This is a genomic window from Staphylococcus sp. FSL W8-0056 (genome assembly GCF_037963075.1).
In the GTDB taxonomy this organism is placed as follows: Bacteria; Bacillota; Bacilli; order Staphylococcales; family Staphylococcaceae; genus Staphylococcus; species Staphylococcus aureus.
This window is the reverse complement of sequence record NZ_CP150142.1, coordinates 757998-778239: the sequence shown is the minus strand read 5'-3', so window position 1 is coordinate 778239 and position 20242 is coordinate 757998. Positions and strand designations below refer to the sequence as shown.

20 protein-coding genes and 1 riboswitch are annotated in these 20242 nt (G+C 32.5%); of the genes, 9 read left to right on the top strand and 11 right to left on the bottom strand.

Features of this window, described 5'->3' with window-relative positions; all coding sequences use genetic code 11:
• Nucleotides 1-70: 70 nt before the first annotated feature.
• The 4 genes from def (at nucleotide 71) to NSS86_RS04010 (ending at nucleotide 3019) form a co-directional block, all read left to right on the top strand.
• Entirely contained in the window at nucleotides 71-622 is a 552-nt protein-coding gene (gene def, locus NSS86_RS04025) for a peptide deformylase (RefSeq protein WP_000957037.1), read from the top strand.
• Nucleotides 623-952: 330 nt separating this feature from the next.
• Nucleotides 953-1075, top strand: coding sequence for a hypothetical protein (locus NSS86_RS04020; RefSeq protein WP_001792047.1), 123 nt, complete (start codon nucleotides 953-955; stop codon nucleotides 1073-1075).
• A gap of 28 nt (nucleotides 1076-1103) precedes the next feature.
• The gene (locus NSS86_RS04015; protein ID WP_000257888.1) at nucleotides 1104-1322 is read left to right on the top strand and encodes a DNA-dependent RNA polymerase subunit epsilon; all 219 of its coding nucleotides are present in this window, start codon (nucleotides 1104-1106) and stop codon (nucleotides 1320-1322) included.
• Complete coding sequence (locus tag NSS86_RS04010) at nucleotides 1322-3019, top strand: ribonuclease J (protein WP_000811375.1); 1698 nt, start codon at nucleotides 1322-1324, stop codon at nucleotides 3017-3019. Before NSS86_RS04015 ends, NSS86_RS04010 begins: the two co-directional genes overlap by 1 nt.
• A 245-nt stretch (nucleotides 3020-3264) precedes the next feature.
• Here NSS86_RS04010 and NSS86_RS04005 read toward each other — a convergent pair whose 3' ends face one another.
• The 3 genes from NSS86_RS04005 to NSS86_RS03995 all read right to left on the bottom strand — a co-directional run bounded on the left by NSS86_RS04005 (nucleotide 3265) and on the right by NSS86_RS03995 (nucleotide 6437).
• The gene (locus NSS86_RS04005; protein ID WP_000514290.1) at nucleotides 3265-3927 is read right to left on the bottom strand and encodes a TrkA family potassium uptake protein; all 663 of its coding nucleotides are present in this window, start codon (nucleotides 3925-3927) and stop codon (nucleotides 3265-3267) included.
• Nucleotides 3928-4059: 132 nt separating this feature from the next.
• Entirely contained in the window at nucleotides 4060-5079 is a 1020-nt protein-coding gene (locus tag NSS86_RS04000; protein ID WP_000638453.1) for a cytochrome d ubiquinol oxidase subunit II, read from the bottom strand.
• Nucleotides 5076-6437, bottom strand: a complete 1362-nt coding sequence (locus NSS86_RS03995) for a cytochrome ubiquinol oxidase subunit I (protein ID WP_000381849.1) — start codon at nucleotides 6435-6437, stop codon at nucleotides 5076-5078. Before NSS86_RS03995 ends, NSS86_RS04000 begins: the two co-directional genes overlap by 4 nt.
• 197 nt (nucleotides 6438-6634) lie before the next feature.
• Here NSS86_RS03995 and nrdH point away from each other — a divergent pair, with 197 nt between their 5' ends.
• Nucleotides 6635-6862 carry a glutaredoxin-like protein NrdH gene (nrdH, locus tag NSS86_RS03990; RefSeq protein WP_001289617.1) on the top strand — a complete coding sequence of 76 codons (228 nt, stop codon included), beginning with the start codon at nucleotides 6635-6637 and terminating at the stop codon, nucleotides 6860-6862.
• A 242-nt stretch (nucleotides 6863-7104) separates the two neighbouring features.
• On the opposite strand, the gene ptsP is transcribed toward nrdH, so the two are convergent.
• From ptsP to NSS86_RS03965, 5 genes are all read right to left on the bottom strand, one after another.
• Nucleotides 7105-8823: a phosphoenolpyruvate--protein phosphotransferase gene (gene ptsP / locus NSS86_RS03985; protein WP_000040051.1), complete on the bottom strand. Its 1719-nt coding sequence runs from the start codon at nucleotides 8821-8823 to the stop codon at nucleotides 7105-7107.
• A 2-nt stretch (nucleotides 8824-8825) separates the two neighbouring features.
• Nucleotides 8826-9092, bottom strand: a complete 267-nt coding sequence (locus tag NSS86_RS03980) for a phosphocarrier protein HPr (RefSeq protein ID WP_000437472.1) — start codon at nucleotides 9090-9092, stop codon at nucleotides 8826-8828.
• Between the two features lie 153 nt (nucleotides 9093-9245).
• Nucleotides 9246-9788, bottom strand: a complete 543-nt coding sequence (locus NSS86_RS03975; RefSeq protein ID WP_000505966.1) for a hypothetical protein — start codon at nucleotides 9786-9788, stop codon at nucleotides 9246-9248.
• 53 nt (nucleotides 9789-9841) lie between these two features.
• Nucleotides 9842-11014, bottom strand: coding sequence for a class I SAM-dependent rRNA methyltransferase (locus NSS86_RS03970; RefSeq protein ID WP_000685067.1), 1173 nt, complete (start codon nucleotides 11012-11014; stop codon nucleotides 9842-9844).
• Nucleotides 11015-11438: 424 nt separating this feature from the next.
• On the bottom strand, nucleotides 11439-12734 hold the full coding sequence (locus NSS86_RS03965) for a hypothetical protein (protein WP_000009069.1): 1296 nt from the start codon (nucleotides 12732-12734) through the stop codon (nucleotides 11439-11441).
• 151 nt (nucleotides 12735-12885) lie between these two features.
• On the opposite strand from NSS86_RS03965, the gene graF reads away from it, so the two are divergent.
• The 4 genes from graF to NSS86_RS03945 all read left to right on the top strand — a co-directional run bounded on the left by graF (nucleotide 12886) and on the right by NSS86_RS03945 (nucleotide 16645).
• Nucleotides 12886-13020: a glycopeptide resistance-associated protein GraF gene (graF, locus tag NSS86_RS03960; protein ID WP_000064214.1), complete on the top strand. Its 135-nt coding sequence runs from the start codon at nucleotides 12886-12888 to the stop codon at nucleotides 13018-13020.
• Nucleotides 13021-13678: 658 nt separating this feature from the next.
• Nucleotides 13679-13779, top strand: a riboswitch (TPP riboswitch).
• A 76-nt stretch (nucleotides 13780-13855) separates the two neighbouring features.
• Entirely contained in the window at nucleotides 13856-14431 is a 576-nt protein-coding gene (locus tag NSS86_RS03955) for an ECF transporter S component (RefSeq protein WP_000033477.1), read from the top strand.
• 14 nt (nucleotides 14432-14445) lie between these two features.
• Nucleotides 14446-15846 (top strand): ABC transporter ATP-binding protein, encoded by a 1401-nt coding sequence (locus tag NSS86_RS03950; protein ID WP_000921965.1) that lies wholly within the window; start codon nucleotides 14446-14448, stop codon nucleotides 15844-15846.
• Entirely contained in the window at nucleotides 15839-16645 is an 807-nt protein-coding gene (locus tag NSS86_RS03945) for an energy-coupling factor transporter transmembrane protein EcfT (RefSeq protein ID WP_000273253.1), read from the top strand. The genes NSS86_RS03950 and NSS86_RS03945 overlap by 8 nt, the downstream gene beginning before the upstream one ends.
• 266 nt (nucleotides 16646-16911) lie before the next feature.
• On the opposite strand, the gene purD is transcribed toward NSS86_RS03945, so the two are convergent.
• The 3 genes from purD to purN are packed head-to-tail and all read right to left on the bottom strand — an operon-like array spanning nucleotide 16912 to nucleotide 20240.
• Complete coding sequence (gene purD / locus NSS86_RS03940) at nucleotides 16912-18159, bottom strand: phosphoribosylamine--glycine ligase (RefSeq protein WP_001101899.1); 1248 nt, start codon at nucleotides 18157-18159, stop codon at nucleotides 16912-16914.
• Between the two features lie 21 nt (nucleotides 18160-18180).
• Nucleotides 18181-19659 carry a bifunctional phosphoribosylaminoimidazolecarboxamide formyltransferase/IMP cyclohydrolase gene (gene purH / locus NSS86_RS03935; RefSeq protein WP_000709277.1) on the bottom strand — a complete coding sequence of 493 codons (1479 nt, stop codon included), beginning with the start codon at nucleotides 19657-19659 and terminating at the stop codon, nucleotides 18181-18183.
• 14 nt (nucleotides 19660-19673) lie between these two features.
• Nucleotides 19674-20240 (bottom strand): phosphoribosylglycinamide formyltransferase, encoded by a 567-nt coding sequence (gene purN / locus NSS86_RS03930; RefSeq protein ID WP_000238669.1) that lies wholly within the window; start codon nucleotides 20238-20240, stop codon nucleotides 19674-19676.
• Between the last annotated feature and the right edge of the window lie 2 nt (nucleotides 20241-20242).

The following is a 20242-nucleotide window of genomic DNA, read 5'->3' as shown; positions in this document are numbered from 1 at the left end:
GTATGAGTATCTTAACAACCTTTTTACTGTCATTCAACTAAAACAAATTAAAATAAGGAAGGTGCAATATATGTTAACAATGAAAGACATCATTAGAGATGGTCATCCAACTTTGCGTCAAAAAGCAGCTGAGTTAGAATTACCATTAACTAAAGAAGAAAAAGAAACATTAATCGCCATGAGAGAGTTTTTAGTAAATAGTCAAGATGAGGAAATCGCGAAACGATATGGTTTACGTTCAGGCGTTGGTTTGGCTGCACCTCAAATTAATATTTCTAAACGTATGATTGCTGTTTTAATACCAGATGATGGCAGTGGCAAATCTTATGACTATATGCTTGTGAACCCAAAAATTGTAAGTCATAGCGTTCAAGAAGCTTATTTACCAACTGGTGAAGGTTGCCTTAGTGTCGATGATAATGTTGCTGGTCTAGTTCACCGTCATAATAGAATTACAATTAAAGCCAAAGACATCGAAGGTAATGATATACAATTACGACTAAAAGGATATCCAGCAATTGTTTTCCAACATGAAATTGACCATTTAAATGGTGTAATGTTCTATGATCACATTGACAAAAATCACCCATTACAACCACATACAGATGCTGTAGAAGTTTAAAGCACATTTTTACTAATTATCAAAGCTTAGGATAAATATGATGTCCTAAGCTTTTTCTTGTACAACTTTTTCGAATAAACAACAGTTAAATATATTCACCTTTCTACCAAACTTTTTATCCCCTCATTTAAATTTTACCGTTTCATATAAAATCCTTTAATTCTTTCTTAACATTAATTTATAATCTCTACATTTATTTTAATAAATAGAACTGCACATTTATTCGAAATACTTAGATTTCTAGTGAGATAAACTGCTTTATTTATTATCATTCATCATGTAAAATAAGATTTAACTGAAATTTTAGTGTTATTTCACTAATTTTTTAAAATGAACGACATGATGAACCTAGTTATTAACCAAATCGTTATTAAGTTAAATTATAGAGATGATTGGAATGAATTTATCGATATATACTCCAATACGATTTTACTAGGGTTAACAATAAATTAAACAAACATTCTTAGGAGGAATTTTTAACATGGCAGTATTTAAAGTTTTTTATCAACATAACAGAGACGAGGTAATTGTGCGTGAAAATACACAATCACTTTATGTTGAAGCTCAAACAGAAGAACAAGTACGTCGTTACTTGAAAGATCGTAATTTTAATATCGAATTTATCACTAAATTAGAGGGCGCACATTTAGATTACGAAAAAGAAAACTCAGAACACTTTAATGTGGAGATTGCTAAATAATGAAACAATTACATCCAAATGAAGTAGGTGTATATGCACTTGGAGGTCTAGGTGAAATCGGTAAAAATACTTATGCAGTTGAGTATAAAGACGAAATTGTCATTATCGATGCAGGTATCAAATTCCCTGATGATAACTTATTAGGGATTGATTATGTTATACCTGACTACACATATCTAGTTCAAAACCAAGATAAAATTGTTGGCCTATTTATAACACATGGTCACGAAGACCATATAGGCGGTGTGCCCTTCCTATTAAAACAACTTAATATACCTATTTATGGTGGTCCTTTAGCATTAGGTTTAATCCGTAATAAACTTGAAGAACATCATTTATTACGTACTGCTAAACTAAATGAAATCAATGAGGACAGTGTGATTAAATCTAAGCACTTTACGATTTCTTTCTACTTAACTACGCATAGTATTCCTGAAACTTATGGCGTCATCGTAGATACACCTGAAGGAAAAGTAGTTCATACCGGTGACTTTAAATTTGATTTTACACCTGTAGGCAAACCAGCAAACATTGCTAAAATGGCTCAATTAGGCGAAGAAGGCGTTCTATGTTTACTTTCAGACTCAACAAATTCACTTGTGCCTGATTTTACTTTAAGCGAACGTGAAGTTGGTCAAAACGTAGATAAGATCTTCCGTAATTGTAAAGGTCGTATTATATTTGCTACCTTCGCTTCTAATATTTACCGAGTTCAACAAGCAGTTGAAGCTGCTATCAAAAATAACCGTAAAATTGTTACGTTCGGTCGTTCGATGGAAAACAATATTAAAATCGGTATGGAACTTGGTTATATTAAAGCACCACCTGAAACATTTATTGAACCTAATAAAATTAATACCGTACCGAAGCATGAGTTATTGATACTATGTACTGGTTCACAAGGTGAACCAATGGCAGCATTATCTAGAATTGCTAATGGTACTCATAAGCAAATTAAAATTATACCTGAAGATACCGTTGTATTTAGTTCATCACCTATCCCAGGTAATACAAAAAGTATTAACAGAACTATTAATTCCTTGTATAAAGCTGGTGCAGATGTTATCCATAGCAAGATTTCTAACATCCATACTTCAGGGCATGGTTCTCAAGGTGATCAACAATTAATGCTTCGATTAATCAAGCCGAAATATTTCTTACCTATTCATGGTGAATACCGTATGTTAAAAGCACATGGTGAGACTGGTGTTGAATGCGGCGTTGAAGAAGATAATGTCTTCATCTTTGATATTGGAGATGTCTTAGCTTTAACACACGATTCAGCACGTAAAGCTGGTCGCATTCCATCTGGTAATGTACTTGTTGATGGTAGTGGTATCGGTGATATCGGTAATGTTGTAATAAGAGACCGTAAGCTATTATCTGAAGAAGGTTTAGTTATCGTTGTTGTTAGTATTGATTTTAATACAAATAAATTACTTTCTGGTCCAGACATTATTTCTCGAGGATTTGTATATATGAGGGAATCAGGTCAATTAATTTATGATGCACAACGCAAAATCAAAACTGATGTTATTAGTAAGTTAAATCAAAATAAAGATATTCAATGGCATCAGATTAAATCTTCTATCATTGAAACATTACAACCTTATTTATTTGAAAAAACAGCTAGAAAACCAATGATTTTACCAGTCATTATGAAGGTAAACGAACAAAAAGAATCAAACAATAAATAATCAAAAAGCTACTAACTTTGAAGTGAAGTTTTAATTAAACTCACCACCCATTGTTAGTAGCTTTTTCTTTATATATGATGAGCTTGAGACATAAATCAATGTTCAATGCTCTACAAAGTTATATTGGCAGTAGTTGACTGAACGAAAATGCGCTTGTAACAAGCTTTTTTCAATTCTAGTCAACCTTGCCGGGGTGGGACGACGAAATAAATTTTGAGAAAATATCATTTCTGTCCCACTCCCGATTATCTCGTCGCAATATTTTTTTCAAAGCGATTTAAATCATTATCATGTCCAATCATGATTAAAATATCACCTATTTCTAAATTAATATTTGGATTTGGTGAAATGATGAACTCTTTGCCTCGTTTAATTGCAATAATGTTAATTCCATATTGTGCTCTTATATCTAAATCAATGATAGACTGCCCCGCCATCTTTTCAGTTGCTTTCAATTCTACAATAGAATGCTCGTCTGCCAACTCAAGATAATCAAGTACACTTGCACTCGCAACATTATGCGCAATACGTCTACCCATATCACGCTCAGGGTGCACAACCGTATCTGCTCCAATTTTATTTAAAATCTTTGCATGATAATCATTTTGTGCTTTAGCAGTTACTTTTTTTACACCTAACTCTTTTAAAATTAAAGTCGTCAACGTACTTGATTGAATATTTTCACCAATTGCCACAATGACATGATCAAAGTTACGGATACCTAAACTTTTCATAACTGCTTCATCTGTTGTGTCTGCAACAACCGCATGAGTAGCGATATCACTATATTCATTCACTCTATTTTCATCATGGTCGATGGCCATTACATCCATGTCTAATGCATTCAACTCACGAACGATACTACCTCCAAAACGACCTAGACCGATGACTACATATTCTTTACCCATACTCGCCCTCCATTAAATGATTTTCATCAATTCATTGAAAATATAAATTTAAAATTATTATAAATGAGTACCCCAACTAAATTATCTAAATGCAGTAATGCAAGTAAATGAAAGTTGGGGTATCGTCTCAACTTATGATTTCTTTCCTTCAACATATTCTTTGTCGAAAACAAATAATCTTAATAATAATATTAACGATGGAAGTAATAAAAGTAAACCTAAAATAAAGACAATCACTAATGTCCAGCCCATTTCTGGATTAACATATGCATCTGTAATTTTTACAAACGGATATAAAAGGTATGGCAATTTACTAATTCCATAGCCAAAGAACGCGAACATCATTTGTAAAATAACAAATACAAAAGCCAAACCATGTTTTTTCTTAAAGAATGTTAACAATGAAGCTAATGCAAAGAATAAGAAACTTATAGCAAACATCCACCAGTAGTCAAAAACAGCTGAATAAAAATGTTCAGAATTTTGAATGCGTAATGATAGAAATACGAATAAACAAATGATAATCATCGGTGGCCCTAAAAATATGTGCCATTGTCTTGTTAAATTATATGCTGGTTCGTCATTTGCTTTTTTAGCATAATATGTCAAAAATCCTGATGAAATATATAAAACTGAAATAATTGCCAAGAATACTACAGACCAAGCAAATGGGCTTAATAGTAACTGCACCCAATCTAGATCGATAACATTGTTTCGAACATTAATATAGCCACCTTCTGTAATAGTTAAAGCAGTAGATAATGAAGCTGGAATTAATAATCCACTTACCCCATACATGATCATCCATGCTAATTTTGTATCTTGACCATAATTTTCAAATGCATAAAAACTGTTTCTCAATGATATCATAATCAGTGCTATTGAACCTGGTATTAACAATACCGTGCCTAAATATTTGATTGACTCTGGAAAGAAACCTACGAATCCTACGAAGAAGAAAACAAAGAATACATTCGTAACTTCCCAAACTGGGTTCAAATAACGTGAAATTAAGTGATTAATTTTCTTTTCATCACCAGTTAACTTTGAATGCAATGCGAAGAAACCTGCCCCAAAATCTATAGAAGCAATAATGATATAGCAAAATAAAAACAACCATAACACTGTTATACCTATAAATGCATAAATCATTTTTCTATTTCTCCTCCTTGCTTCTTGGCTAAACGATTTACATCTTCATACGCCGGTTTATTTTTAAACATACGAATTAATACGTATGCACATGTATACATTAAAATGATGTACAATATGCCAAATAAAATTGTAACGAAGGTTATTCCGCCTGCTTGTGTTGCTGCTTCTGCCACGCGCATATAACCACGAACAATCCAAGGCTGTCTACCCATCTCTGTTAAGAACCATCCAAATTCTATAGCTAGCATTGAAGCTGGTCCTGTTAATAATATTCCGTAAAGCATCCATTTATGAGTAGAAAACTTTCTAAGCTTTTTAAACATTAAAGTTAAAACATAAACACCTGAAATGACAAAACATAAAATTCCCATCGTTACCATTAAATCAAAGAAATAATGGACAATCATAGGCGGATGTAAACTTTTTGGAAAATCATTTAACCCTTGCACTTTAGTTTTGACACTATTATCTGCTAAGAAACTCAATAGTCCAGGTAATTCAATCGCACCTTTAACTTGCTGAGTCTTTTCATCTAACACACCAAATAATAATAATTTAGCATGGGAAGATGTATCGAAATGCCATTCATAAGCTGCTAATTTTTCAGGTTGGAATTTATGCAAAAATTTTGCAGATAAATCCCCTGCCAACATAGAAAGTAAAGTTGAAAAGAATCCAACAATCATAGACATTTTCAAAGCTTTCTTATGGTAGACAGTATCTTTAGGTTGACGATTACGCAATAATTTAAAAGCTGCTATTGATGCAATAACAAATGCCATCGTCATACCGGCTGTAGTAATTACGTGAAATGATCGAACTATAAACGATGGGTTAAACATCGCTTCTATAGGTTGAACATTGACCATCTTTCCATTCTTCAACTCAAAACCTGCAGGCGTATTCATAAATGAATTCACTGAAGTAATGAAGAAGGCTGAGAAAGAGCCACCAATAATTACTGGTATACTAATTAAGAAATGTGTCCATTTATTTTTAAAACGATCCCAAGTATATAAATATATACTTAAGAAAATAGCTTCAAAGAAGAACGCAAATGTTTCCATAAATAATGGAAGTGCAATAACGTGTCCACCCATTTCCATAAATGTAGGCCAAATCAATGATAATTGAAGTCCTATAATTGTACCTGTAACAACTCCCACTGCTACAGTAATTGTATAAGCTTTAGCCCATCTTTTGGCCATAGCTATATATTGAAGATCATTTTTGCGAATACCTAAAAATTCTGCAATTGCGAACATTAAAGGCATACCAACACCAATCGTTGCAAAAATGATATGAACTGCTAAAGTCATAGCTGTCAAAAACCGACTGATTTCAACTGTATCCATTTAAAAACATCACCTTTTTCTTTTTTTGATGACAACACAATGAACTTAATTATAATTGCTATAATGTGTATTTTTAAAACATTATGCGCTATGAAATTGTGTATAATTTATGTCAGTTCACAATGTGTTCACAAATTTGAATTTCAATGTATAATTGTGTATATTACATTAGAATAAAGCACGAAGGAGCATGATACATGTCAGAAATAATCGTTTATACGCAGAATGATTGTCCACCTTGTACATTTGTAAAAAATTATCTAAATGAGCATCAAATTGATTTTGAAGAGAGAAATATCAACAATCAACAATATCGAAACGAAATGATAGATTTTGATGCTTTTTCAACTCCGTTTATTTTGTTGAATGGCAATCCAATGTACCATGTTGATCTTGATGAAATCAACAAAGTATTAAATATCTAAGATTAATTTTCATCTAAATCAACTTCATCATTTATAGCTATCATAAATTAAATATCGATTTTTAAATTAACTAACATTAATTAAAGAACAACATTTTGTTAATGACACATAGTTGTTTAATTAGTTAGCAACAACATTCCATTGAAATTAACATAAATCATAAAAAAGAACCCGAAGTATTCATAATTACTCACAATGAATACTTCGGGTTTATTTATAATTCTGTCTTTCGAAAGAATTAATTATTTTACGTAGTTGTTAACTAATTCAATAACTTCTTCTTGCGTTGCACAGTCGACTGCACGGTTAGCAAGTTCAGTCATTTCATTTTTACTTAAACCATTAATTTGTCTTCTTGCTTTCAGAATAGACGTTGCACTCATAGAGAACTCATCTAAACCTAAACCAAGCAATAATGGAATAGCTGTTTCATCTCCAGCCATTTCACCACACATACCTGTCCATTTACCTTCTTTATGTGACGCTTCAATAACTTGTTTAACTAAACGTAAGATTGAAGGGTTATATGGTTGGTATAGATATGATACACGCTCTGACATACGGTCAGCAGCTAATGTGTATTGAATTAAATCATTTGTACCGATACTGAAGAAATCTACTTCTTTAGCAAAGACATCAGCTAATGCTGCTGTTGCAGGTATCTCTACCATGATTCCTAATTCTATATCATCCGAAATGTCATGACCTTCATTTTTAAGGTTTTCTTTTTCTTCTAATAATATAGCTTTTGCTTCTCTAAATTCGTTAATTGTTGCAACCATTGGGAACATGATATTTAACTTACCATAAACTGATGCACGTAATAATGCACGTAGCTGTGGTCTGAAAATATCTTGTTGCGCAAGGCATAAACGAATCGCACGGTAACCTAAGAATGGATTCATTTCTTCAGGCAAGTTTAAGTATGATAATTCTTTATCTCCACCTATATCTAAAGTACGTACAACAACACGTTTACCGTCCATTGCTTCTAATACTTCTTTATAAGCTTCAAATTGTTCTTCTTCTGTAGGCATTTGGTCACGACCCATATATAAAAACTCAGTTCTATATAAGCCGATACCTTGTGCACCATTTTCAATAACACCTGGCAAATCATTAGGTGTACCAATATTTGCAGCAAGCTCTGCGTGAACACCATCAACTGTAACAGTATCAGCATCACGTAGTTTTTGTAATTCTTTCTTGTCAGCAAAATAACACTCACGTTTATCTTGATAAGCGATTAACTCATCTTCAGTTGGATTAACGATTACATCACCATTTAATCCATCTACGATAATCATGTCGCCTTGTTTAACTTCTTGAGTAATTGATTTTGTACCAACAATTGCTGGAATTTCTAAAGAACGACTCATAATTGCAGAGTGACTTGTTCTTCCGCCAATGTTTGTAGCAAAACCTTGTACGAATTCTTTATTTAATTGAGCAGTATCAGATGGCGTTAAGTCATTCCCTACAATAACAACGCTTTCATCAATCATACTCGGATTCGGTAATTCTACACCTAAAATATGTGATAACACACGTTTAGAAACGTCGCGAATATCAGCCGCACGTTCTTTCATGTATTCGTTATCCATAGATTCAAAAATTGTAACAAATTGTGTTGTTACATCCGTTAATGCTGTAGCAGCATTAGCGTTTTCATTTTTAATCTTATCTTGGATTGGTTGAATTAATTCAGGGTCATCTAAAACTAATAAATGTGCATCAAAGATAGCAGCTTTATCAGCACCTAGTTGAACCTCTGCATTATTTCTAATTTTAGTTAACTCAACTTTAGAAGCTTCGATAGCGCTATTGAACTTTGCAACTTCTCCTTCAACATCAGTGACTTTTTCATTTTTGTCGAATGTTAAGTCTGGCTCAACTAATAAATAAGCTTTAGCAATTGCGACACCATCAGATGCAGCAATACCTTTAATTAATTTAGACATGATTATTTAGTCAATCCTTCTTTTGATAAGACGTCACTGATTGCTTGAATGGCGTCAGATTCATCACTACCGTCAGCATAAATTGTAATTTCAGCATCTTTACCAACACCAAGGCTCATAACACCCATGATTGATTTTAAGTTTACTTTCTTACCGTTATATTCTAATTGAATATCAGAATCGAATTTTGAAGCTGTTTGTACTAACATTGTTGCTGGTCTAGCGTGAATACCAGTCTCGTCGATGATTACATATGAATTTTGTTCCATAATTACATTTCTCCTTCGTATAGTTAGAATCTTCAATATTATTACAATACTAACTTAGTTTTATACATTAACTTTACCAAAACCATGCTTTAAATTCAATTCGTTTAAAACCGGTTTCAGTAAAATTTGCAAATTGCAAAACTATTATAGCACCTACATGACATTTTTAATAACATTTTCGCATTTTTGAATGTGATCTTTTCCAATTTTATTCATAAAATAGTAACTAATAGATGCAGACACAGCTTGTCCTACAACAGGAAACCATTTTGTTTGTTTTGCAGCAGTACGTTTAGCTACATCTCTAATAACTATTTTTAAAAATGCACTTGAAATTCTTTTACCAATAAATTGACTACCTTGAATTGCTGCTGCAGACATAATTCTTTCTTTCACATCATCCCCAAGGCTATTAACTTGCTTATGATCTAATCCGTATATTTTATTTACATCTTCGATAATATCTTTCATTAATTTTAAATCAACACCAAAATCTAAACCCGGAATTGGAACAACGCTCATTGTTGATGACATTAAAGACTTTCTCTTTACAATTGCTTCAGCACGTTGTCGTCTTTCTCTCAATTCTTGAATCGTCGTTGGCATTGCACCTTTTCCGTCAACATTTTCTATTTTAAAGACTGAATTACCAATTTTATTTGTTAAATTTGATGTTAAATTGTTTTTGAATCCCATAATATTATCACCCTTCTTTTTCTCAATAAGTTACTATACCCCTTTTTATCAAATTAATGTCTAATATTTACAAAAACAGCTTTTAAATATTTAGATGGCTTATAATGTGGATGCGTTTTAAAATCTTTTGGTAAACCCATAACTTCAGTTAATTCATAATCAACGCCACTCTCTTCAAGCGTCTTTTTAATAGTATTTTTAAATTGCTTTAATGGATATACACTTGCATTTGTACATAACAATAATGTTCCTTCAGATGATAAAATATTTAAGGCGCCATTAATTAATTTGTCATAATCTTTTTGCACTGAAAATGTACGTTTTTTGTTGCGTGCAAAGCTAGGTGGATCAATCACGATCGTGTCATAACTATGTCCATGTCGTGCAGCATATTTATAGAAATCAAAAGTGTCCATGACATAAATATATTGGGATTTAGGATCAATAGCATTTAATCCAAAATTTTCTTCAGTTAAACTACGAGAACGATTAGCCAAATCTACACTTGTTGTTGAAGATGCCTCACTTGCTGCTATTACAGAAAAAGCACCTGTATAACTAAATAAGTTTAAAACATGGCGTTCTTTGGCATATTGACCCCTTAATTTCTTGCGCACTTCTTTTTGATCTAAAAAGATACCTGTCATCAAACCATCTTCAAGGTCTACATTATAAAATGTGAAGTTTTCTTCGATAACAATTGGAAACTCAGGTGCATCGCCTTCAACAAAACCACCACTATATTCGCTGTCTTTAAATCTTACTTTTTCGTAAATAGATTTATAATCAAATACTTTTCTAACCGCTTCAAGAATGGCATATTTAAATTTATAAATACCTTTTGAGTACCATTGAATCAACAAATGACCATCGTAATTGTCGATTGTTAATCCCCCAACACCATCACCTTCAGCATTAAATAATCTAAAAGCATTTGTTCCATCTATATTAAAATAATAATCACGTTCTGCTAATGCAGTATTAAACAATTTCACAAAGAAAGCTGTGTTGATTTCTTGAGCTTTATCGTATGTTAGAACCCAACCTAATCCTTTATGTTGGCGACCAACATAAGCCGTTGCAACATATTGTGATTTATCAGTCACAATTTGAAAAATATCTCCTTCTTTTAAATGATCTTGTGAATAGATATCCTCTTCTTCAATTAAAGGATATCCATTAAAATATTTTGTTTCTTTGCCTTTGTTCAGAGTTGCTATTTTCATCTGACAACTTCCTTTCTGTGTTTCGTTGTAGTTTTATATAGATTAAATTGTTTGCCAAATTTCAATATCATCTACTTCTAATCTTACTGTTGATTTTAACAAATTAGTAATTCGAATGATATATGTTAAATTTCTACAAAGGAAATACTATATATCGTTTCGCAAATTCCATATGTCGCTTCAACTATTTACTAGTTTTCTTGATTTTACAAATGGATAACTTTTCAACTATTTTATTTGCACTAAAACTTTGTATACAATTTTCAATACTTAATTCACATCACCTGAATCAATCAAATCTAGTTACAAAAAAAGTACTATCCATAAACTTCATTGACCTGTATCTAAATAAGTTAGAGATATATCTAACTTATAGCGTACACATCAAAATGTTTAATAGATAGTACTTTTATAATGCTTTTAATTATGGTCGCTCTCGTAATTGTAACGAATAAGAAATGATGATTGCCAATAACATTAATAGTAATGTTGGCGTAATGAACACTGAAAGTAGTAGTCCATGAATCATTATATTTATAAATTCCGTTAACAATTTAAAGAATAAAATGCTCCCCATAAATAGTTGTAAATAATAAAACTTACCTTTCAAGTGGAAAGTTAACGTTGTAGCGATATATGCGATAATAATGAATAACAGAATTAATAATGTAACCCATTCAATAACATATTGTGTCTGTGATAATTTCCAATCACCAGATACAAATAATGCATTACGATTATTAAATTCTAAAAATGTGAATAAAAAGATGACGACACCACAAAATAGTTCGACATACATTGGTTTAACCCATTTCGGTTTTCTCATCCAATCAGGAATATCGTCTTCTTGAATATCGATAATATCATTAACTTTCTTTTTGAATTTATCTCTTTTAGCTCTAATTTTATCTAAATCGACACTTCTTCTTGTCTTACGTGCATATTCTGTAGTCTTATCTTGGAGTTGTTTCAAGTGAATTTTAGTTTGATTCGTGACATTCCCTTTACTTGTTCTTGATAATTCTGGCTCCTCTTCACCTAATTCTTGCTTTGTTAAAGGTAAAGCTCGGCGCAAGAACAAGAAATTCCAAATAGCCATTTGACCAAGTAACCACATAATTATAAAGAAAGCATTGACACTTAAGATATCAATTGACTCTATTTCATTAGCATCAATTCTGCCATACAATGCAATTTGTGTAATTAAGTAACTTATACCATAACTCACAATTATCCACATGAAATGATTTTTTACATTTTCCTGATTCAATTCATCTTTATAGACGATATATCCTATATGAATTGTAAATGGAATAATGAAAATCACTGCAAAGAATCCATAAACTTGAGTCATTAATATAAGAGTAATAATAAAGTACATGATACCGATAACTAAGAAAAAGATAGAAATATCATAGTCATACTTAATAGTTCTAAGTAATGTATGACCAATCAACATAACTAAAATACCGAATATAATTATCACAATTGCACTAACTATAGGGAAATTACCTATAAATCGACTCATTACTTTAATAATTTCACTGAAAAATGCATTCAGAAATTCCCACACATTATGAACATGTGTATCAACTTTTTTACCACCATTTAATTGTTTAATTAATGGCAAGTTAATTAAAATAATGAGACCAGTGAAGAGTGAAACGATACCGATTAAATAGCTAAAAATAATTTCGGCGTGTTTCCTAAGAAAAGACATTATGTTCACCTCAAAATCATTATATATTAATCTAATGTTGTTGTCTTTAGATAAATGAATAAATAGTGCTATAGACTTAGAAAAGTTTAACGAAAGTACAACCGGGTAAGATTTATATATAAATAATTATCCAATTTGGGAGGAATTAATCATGTCTAATGAAAATCAAAATAAAAAAGCAGCAGAAAAAGCTAAAGAAGTTGAAGAAAAATTAAAAGATAAAAAAGAAGAAAAAACAGAAGATATTAATCAAACAAAACAAGATATCCAAGATACACTAAATTAATTTAAATCCCCTTACAACTTTTAGTTGTTAGGGGATTTTATGCATGTGCTCGGCGCATGTGTTCCTCTTCTTCCTTACAACTTTTAGTTGTTAGGGGATTTTATGCATGTGCTCGGCGCATGTATCCCTCTTTTACCTTACAACTTTTAGTTGTTAGGGGATTTTATGCATGTGCTCGGTGCATGTATCCCTCTTCTTCCTTACAACCTTTAGTTGTTAGGGGCTTTTTTGCTTGCGCTCGGTGCATGTATCCCTCTTTTACCTTACAACTTTTAGTTGTTAGGGGCTTTTTTGCATGTGCTCGGCGCATGTATCCCTCTTTTACCTTACAACTTTTAGTTGTTAGGGGCTTTTTTGCATGTGCTCGGCGCATGTATCCCTCTTTTACCCTACAAACTATAATTCGTAAGCCATTATGCACGGGTTCTTCACTGTTGTTAAAGAGGTATGATTGATAAGTATCCCTCTTCATTTATCAGCTCAATCTTATTACATGTCGCATATTTTTATATCTTTAATTACTAACATTCCTACTACATCTTCAATTTAAATCCAATGCTAATATTATAAATTTTAAATCGAATTAAACGAAATTTCATGAAGACAACCTATTGACATAAGTTTACAAACGTCTTACAGTATAATTAATTAAATAAATCGCACACACTAGGGGTGTTTTATACTGAGATGAGGCTTGCCCTCAAACCCTTTGAACCTGATCTAGCTTGAACTAGCGTAGGAAAGTGTTACTATACATATGTTTTACTAATATATATTGTGAACGCATAACTTTCCTATGGATGGTTGTGCGTTTTTTTATTAGGAGGATGTAAAAATGTCAAAAGGTTTAAAGCTATCTGAAATACTAGTAACCGTACTTATTTCAGTAGTATTCGCAGTTATTTACAATTTATGGTGGTTTGTTTACAATGGTGTGCAAGCTACAGGCCTTCACCTCGAACAATTAACAAACGGGGTTTGGTTCATGGCAGCGATTGTCTGCTATCTAATTATTCCAAAACCAGGTATTGCTTTACTGGCTGAATTTGCTGCAGGTGCCGGCGAAACTATCATTATGGGTCGTTTCGATATTCCGACAATCGTTTACGCTTTCATACAAGGTTTAGCGTGTGAACTTGTCTTTGCAATTTTTAAATATCAATCTCGTTCAGTTATGGTAGCTATGTTAGCAGGTTTTTGTACAGCAATCGCGGCTTTCCCTATAGATTATTTCTATGGTTATTTAAATGAAGTTGCAGGTTGGAACTTAACATTATTCATCGTATTTAGATTAATTAGTGGTGCAGTAGTCGCCGGCGTCCTATCTTACCTTTTAGTAAAAGCTTTAGATAAGACAGGCGTAACAAAATTATTTAGACCAGCTGCTAAAGAAGATTACGACAACTTATAAGAGGAGCATTCAGAGTGTTAAAAGTAAGTGATTTACGATTAAAATATCCAAATGGTCAGCGTAAAATTTTCGATCATTTAAATATCACTATTCAAGACAAAGAAAAAGTACTTTTACTCGGTCCTTCTGGTTGCGGTAAAAGTACACTTCTGAATGTATTAAGTGGTATTGTTCCTAATTTAATTGAATTACCTATGAAATATGATGAACTAATCGTTGACCCATTAAGTGGCGTTATTTTCCAAGACCCTGATAGCCAGTTTTGTATGCCAAAAGTATACGAAGAACTTGCATTCGTTTTAGAAAATAGACAAGTACCACGTGAAGACATGGATGCGTTAATTATCAATGCTTTAAATATGGTCAATTTAAATGTTACCCCTGAAACGTATATCAAAGATTTAAGTGGCGGGATGAAACAGAAATTGGCAATTGTTGAAACCATTCTTCAACAATCAAAAACATTGTTTTTAGATGAACCGACAGCAATGTTAGATGTTCAAGCAACAGAAGATTTATGGACTAAACTAATTGAACTTTGGGAAGATCAAACTGTTGTAATCGTTGAACATAAAGTTAAACACATCTGGAATCATGTCGACCGCGTCATTTTGATGGATTATAACGGAAATATCATTGCCGATGAATGTCCTGAAATCATATTACAGAAGTATGTTCATTTACTCAGTGAATATGGTGTGTGGCATCCACGTGCATGGGAATTCGCACCAAGTCGTGTTGACTTTCCAACAACAAACTCACACTTATTACAATTTAAAAATGGACGTATTATTCGCGGTAAATCAACATTGCTCTCATTCTCAGATTTAGAAATTGGTCTAGGTGAGTGGATTACAATTACAGGGGCAAATGGTAGTGGTAAAACAACCTTGCTTGAATCAATTATGCAATTGATTAAATATCAAGGTGATGTTTATTTTGAAAATCAGCGTTTAACAAAAATTAAACATGCAGCAAAACACATGTACCTAGTTTATCAAAACCCAGAATTACAATTTATAACAAATTCGGTTTATGATGAAATTAACATTCATTTTAATCACCTTTCTAAAGATCAAAGTGATGATGAAACGATACAACTTTTAAAACTTTTAGATTTACAAAATGTAAAAGATCAACATCCTTATGAGTTGTCTATTGGTCAAAAACGACGCCTTAGCGTAGCTACCGCACTAAGTTCTAAAGCTGATATTATCTTTTTAGATGAACCGACATTTGGACTTGATAGCCATAATACATTCCAGTTGATCAAACTTTTCCAAAAGCGAATTAATTTGGGACAAAGTATTGTCATGGTTACACATGACGATGAAATAATTGAACGTTATCCATCAAGAAGACTTAAAATTTCAGATGGTGCGTTACTAGATTGTGATGGTGATACGAATGTATGAGCAATGGAAAGTTCGGCAATCATTTGTTGATGATGTCAACATTATAACGAAACTATTTCTTGGAATTATACTATTTTTCTTTATTATATTTGTGCATAATTTCGATTTTATGCTTTATATCACTATCTTAATGTTAGTTTTCTTATTGATGTTTAATGGTACTCAGTTTAAAATTACAGCAATTTTTATAACTATAAGTATTGGCTTTGCATTACTCTCTTCCCTGTTCATGATTTTATACGGGAATGGTAGCCATACAATTTTGAAATTCGGATTTATCCATATTACAACAGAAAGTTTAGTTCGTGGTTTACATGTATCATTAAGAACCATTGCTATTTCATTTTTCGGTATCTTAATCGCACTTACATCTCAGGTTGTCATGATATTTTATAGTTTAATGCAACATTTAAAGGTTAAATCAAAAGTTGCTTATGCATTCATGGCTGCCATTCGTATGATACCTTTAATGATTAGTTCTTTAATACAGCTTCGCAGATCTTTAAAAATGCGCTATCAGATGATAGACGCAGCAAATTATAGAGGGTTAAAGAGATTTAAGCATTTAATTATACCTCTATTAAGCCAAAATATTAGAAAGGCACATCAATTATCAGTTGCGATGGAGTCGAAAGGATTTAGAGATGGTCCTCGTACTTACTATTACAACGTACCTTTCTCATATAAAGATATAATCTTTATTATAGTTTTAATTGCCATTATTACTATGGCATATTATTGTTCAATCACCTTACCCATCACGGGCATAGATGATGTTCGTCTTGGTCGTGTAGGTTAAATTTTATCCATAATTGTATAGATACTAAATTAGAAATTCATTGTATAGAAAAAGAAAACCATTTATTCCATACTAAACAAAAGAGGTGCCACAAACATGTTATTTTGTTCATCCAAACATGTTGTGGCGCCTCTTTTGTATTACATATGCATAATCACAAATTTGGTACAGAAATCAATGTCCTAGACTCTACAACTAAAAAAGCTATGAAAAAAACTATCGTTATAGATTTCTTCATAGCTAATCTTAGTATTTTTTAAATATACTTATTTAAGTTGTAGTGCTTTATTCGCAATGTCATGACGATAGAATAAATGGTCACTTTGTATTTGAGATACTTTTTCGTATGCGTCTCGCTGTGCATCTTGTACATTGTCACCTTTTCCGATGGCAAGTATAACTCTACCACCTGAAGTAACAAAGGTATCACCTTGCTTCTTTAATCCACTAACAAAATAGTTTTCATTTAAATCAAAGCCACTTACTTTATGCCCTTTTTCATATGCATCAGGATATCCTTTTGATGCCAACATGACCCCTACAATAGATTCATTTTTCCATTTGAATTCAGTACGTTTTCCTTCATCTAAATCAATAATATGCTGCATTAAATCACTTTCCATGCGACTTAATAATACTTGAGCTTCAGGATCACCAAAACGGGCATTAAATTCTATTACTTTTGGACCATCTTTAGTTAAAATAGCACCAATGTATAATACACCGAAGAATTGATAACCTTCATTAAGCATTGCCTTTGCAATGGGTTGTGCAATTGTTTCATTTGTAAGTTTTAAAACATCGTCACTAATATGTGGTACTGGACAATAAGCCCCCATACCACCAGTATTTGGTCCTTCATCATGATCAAATGCGCGTTTATGATCTTGTGCAATACAGTCGAAAGGTACTGCTAAATCACCATTAACAAATGTCATTAGCGAGAACTCTTCACCTTCTAAAAACGTTTCAAATACAACAGTACCTTCTTCTTCATCACCATACATAATCTCAATAGCACTTCTGGCTGCTTCAATAGTATCTGCAATAATAACGCCTTTCCCAGCAGCTAACCCATCTTTCTTGACAACAACGGGCAATTCACAGTTTTCAATATATGTTAAAGCATCCTTTTTTCGCTCAACTTCTTTATAATCAGCAGTTGGAATATTATATTTTTTCATTATCTTTTTAGCAAATAATTTTGAGCCTTCGATTTGAGCTGCTTGCTTATTTGGACCAAACACTTTGAAACCATTCGCTCGTAAAATGTCTGCTAATCCATCAATTAGCGGCTGTTCTGGACCTATAACTACCCAATCAACATTTTGCTGTTTAGCAAAATCTAGTATCCCTTGATGATTAGATTCTGAAATTTCAGTGTGTACTTCAGCTATAGGTGTCATTGCCTCATTACCTGGAATGACAAACTCTTGTTTAACTAGATTCGATTGATTAAGTTTATATGCAAGTGCATGTTCTCGTCCACCAGCACCAATTACTAATACATTCATTTATGTTACGCCCCTTTAAAATTAGTGTTTAAAATGTCGAGTGCCTGTGACTACCATTGCAATACCATGTTTATTAGCCATATCAATTGAATCTTGATCTTTAATCGAACCACCCGGTTGGATAATTGCCTTTATACCATGTTGTGCTGCAAGTTCAACTGTATCTCCCATAGGGAAAAATCCATCAGATACTAACGCTACATGATCATTGATTTCAATAGCTCTCTCTAACGCAATTTTAGCAGCACCGACACGATTCATTTGTCCAGCACCTATACCTACAGTTTGTTTATTATTACTTAAAATAATTGCATTACTTTTTACTGATGGTACAACTTTCCATCCTAATAACATTGCTTCCCATTGTTCATCAGTAGGTGCTACTTCTGTAACAACTTTCATTTCTTCTTTTGGCACGACATAATTGTCTTTATCTTGAACTAAATATCCGCCAGATACTGAAACAAACTCTTCTTCGTTACTGTCTATAGTCATATCAATTTCTAATAATCTTACATTCTTCTTTTGTTTTAAAATATCTAATGCTTCATCTGTAAATTTTGGTGCAATAATGACTTCCAAAAAGATACTATGCAATTGCTCTGCTAACTCAGGTGTTACAGCTCGGTTTAATGCAACAATTCCACCAAATATTGATTGACTATCCGCTTCATACGCATGTTGAAATGCTTGTTCAATCGTGTCACCGATACCAACACCACATGGATTCATGTGTTTAACCGCAACTGCAGCAGGTGTATCAAACTTTTTAACTAAAGCTAGTGTAGCATCTGCATCTTTAATATTGTTATAGCTTAATTGTTTCCCATGTAATTGTTTAGCACCTGCAATCGTGTGCTTAGCATTCGAAGTTCTCACAAAATACGCTGATTGTTGTGGATTTTCTCCATATCTTAAAGTTTCTTTATCCCCTTTAAAGAAACGTACAATCGCTTCATCATATTCTGCAGTATGCTCAAAAACTTTAATCATTAATGATTGTCTATATGACTCATCTAACGAATCGTTTCTTAATCGCGTCAATACTTCATGATAATCTGCCGGATGTACAATTGTTGTTACATGTTTATAGTTTTTAGCTGCAGCACGTAACATTGTTGGACCACCAATATCAATATTTTCAATTGCTTCGTCCATCGTCACATCAGGGTTTGCAACAGTTTGTTGGAATGGATATAAATTAACTACTACCATATCAATTAAATCTATATGTTGTTCTGATAATTCATTTAAATGCTGCGGTTTATTTCGATCAGCTAAAATGCCACCATGAACAGCCGGATGTAATGTTTTAACACGGCCATCCATTATTTCTGGAAAATGTGTTAAGTCTGAAACAGAACGAACTGGTACATTTGCTTCATCTAATATACGTTTAGTACCACCAGTTGAATATAATTCATAATTTAATTGCGTTAACGCTTTAGCAAACTCTACAATACCTGTTTTATTTGATACGCTCAAAATAGCTTTCTTCATCACATACATACTCCTTATTTTACAATTTTAGCAATAACACTTGGATATAACTCATATTCCAATTTTTTTACTTTCTCTTCTAATTGTTCTTTTGAATCGTCCGGTCTAATATCACATTGTCTCTGTTCAATAATTTCTCCCGTATCCATACCACAATCAACATAATGTACTGTCGAACCAGTAATAGTATCGCCACTATGATATGCTTGGCCTATTGCGTCAATCCCCTTATATTTCGGCAATAGAGATGGATGTATATTCAATATTTTACCTTCAAATGAAGCTAATAAATCTGGACCAATTAGACGCATGTAGCCAGCTAAAATAATCCACTCTACCTTATCTTTATTTAATAATGTTACTAAATGTTGTTCATACGCTGCTTTTGAATCAAATTGTTTTGGTTCATTAATATAAACAGGAATATCGTGCTTTTTTGCTCTATCTATACAAAACGCATTTTGATGATCCGTATATAGCGCCGTAACTTCAATATTTTCAAGTTTTCCTGATTCAACATGCTCAACTATATTTTCAAAGTTACTTCCTGAACCTGATGCAAAAATCGCAATTTTAACCATTG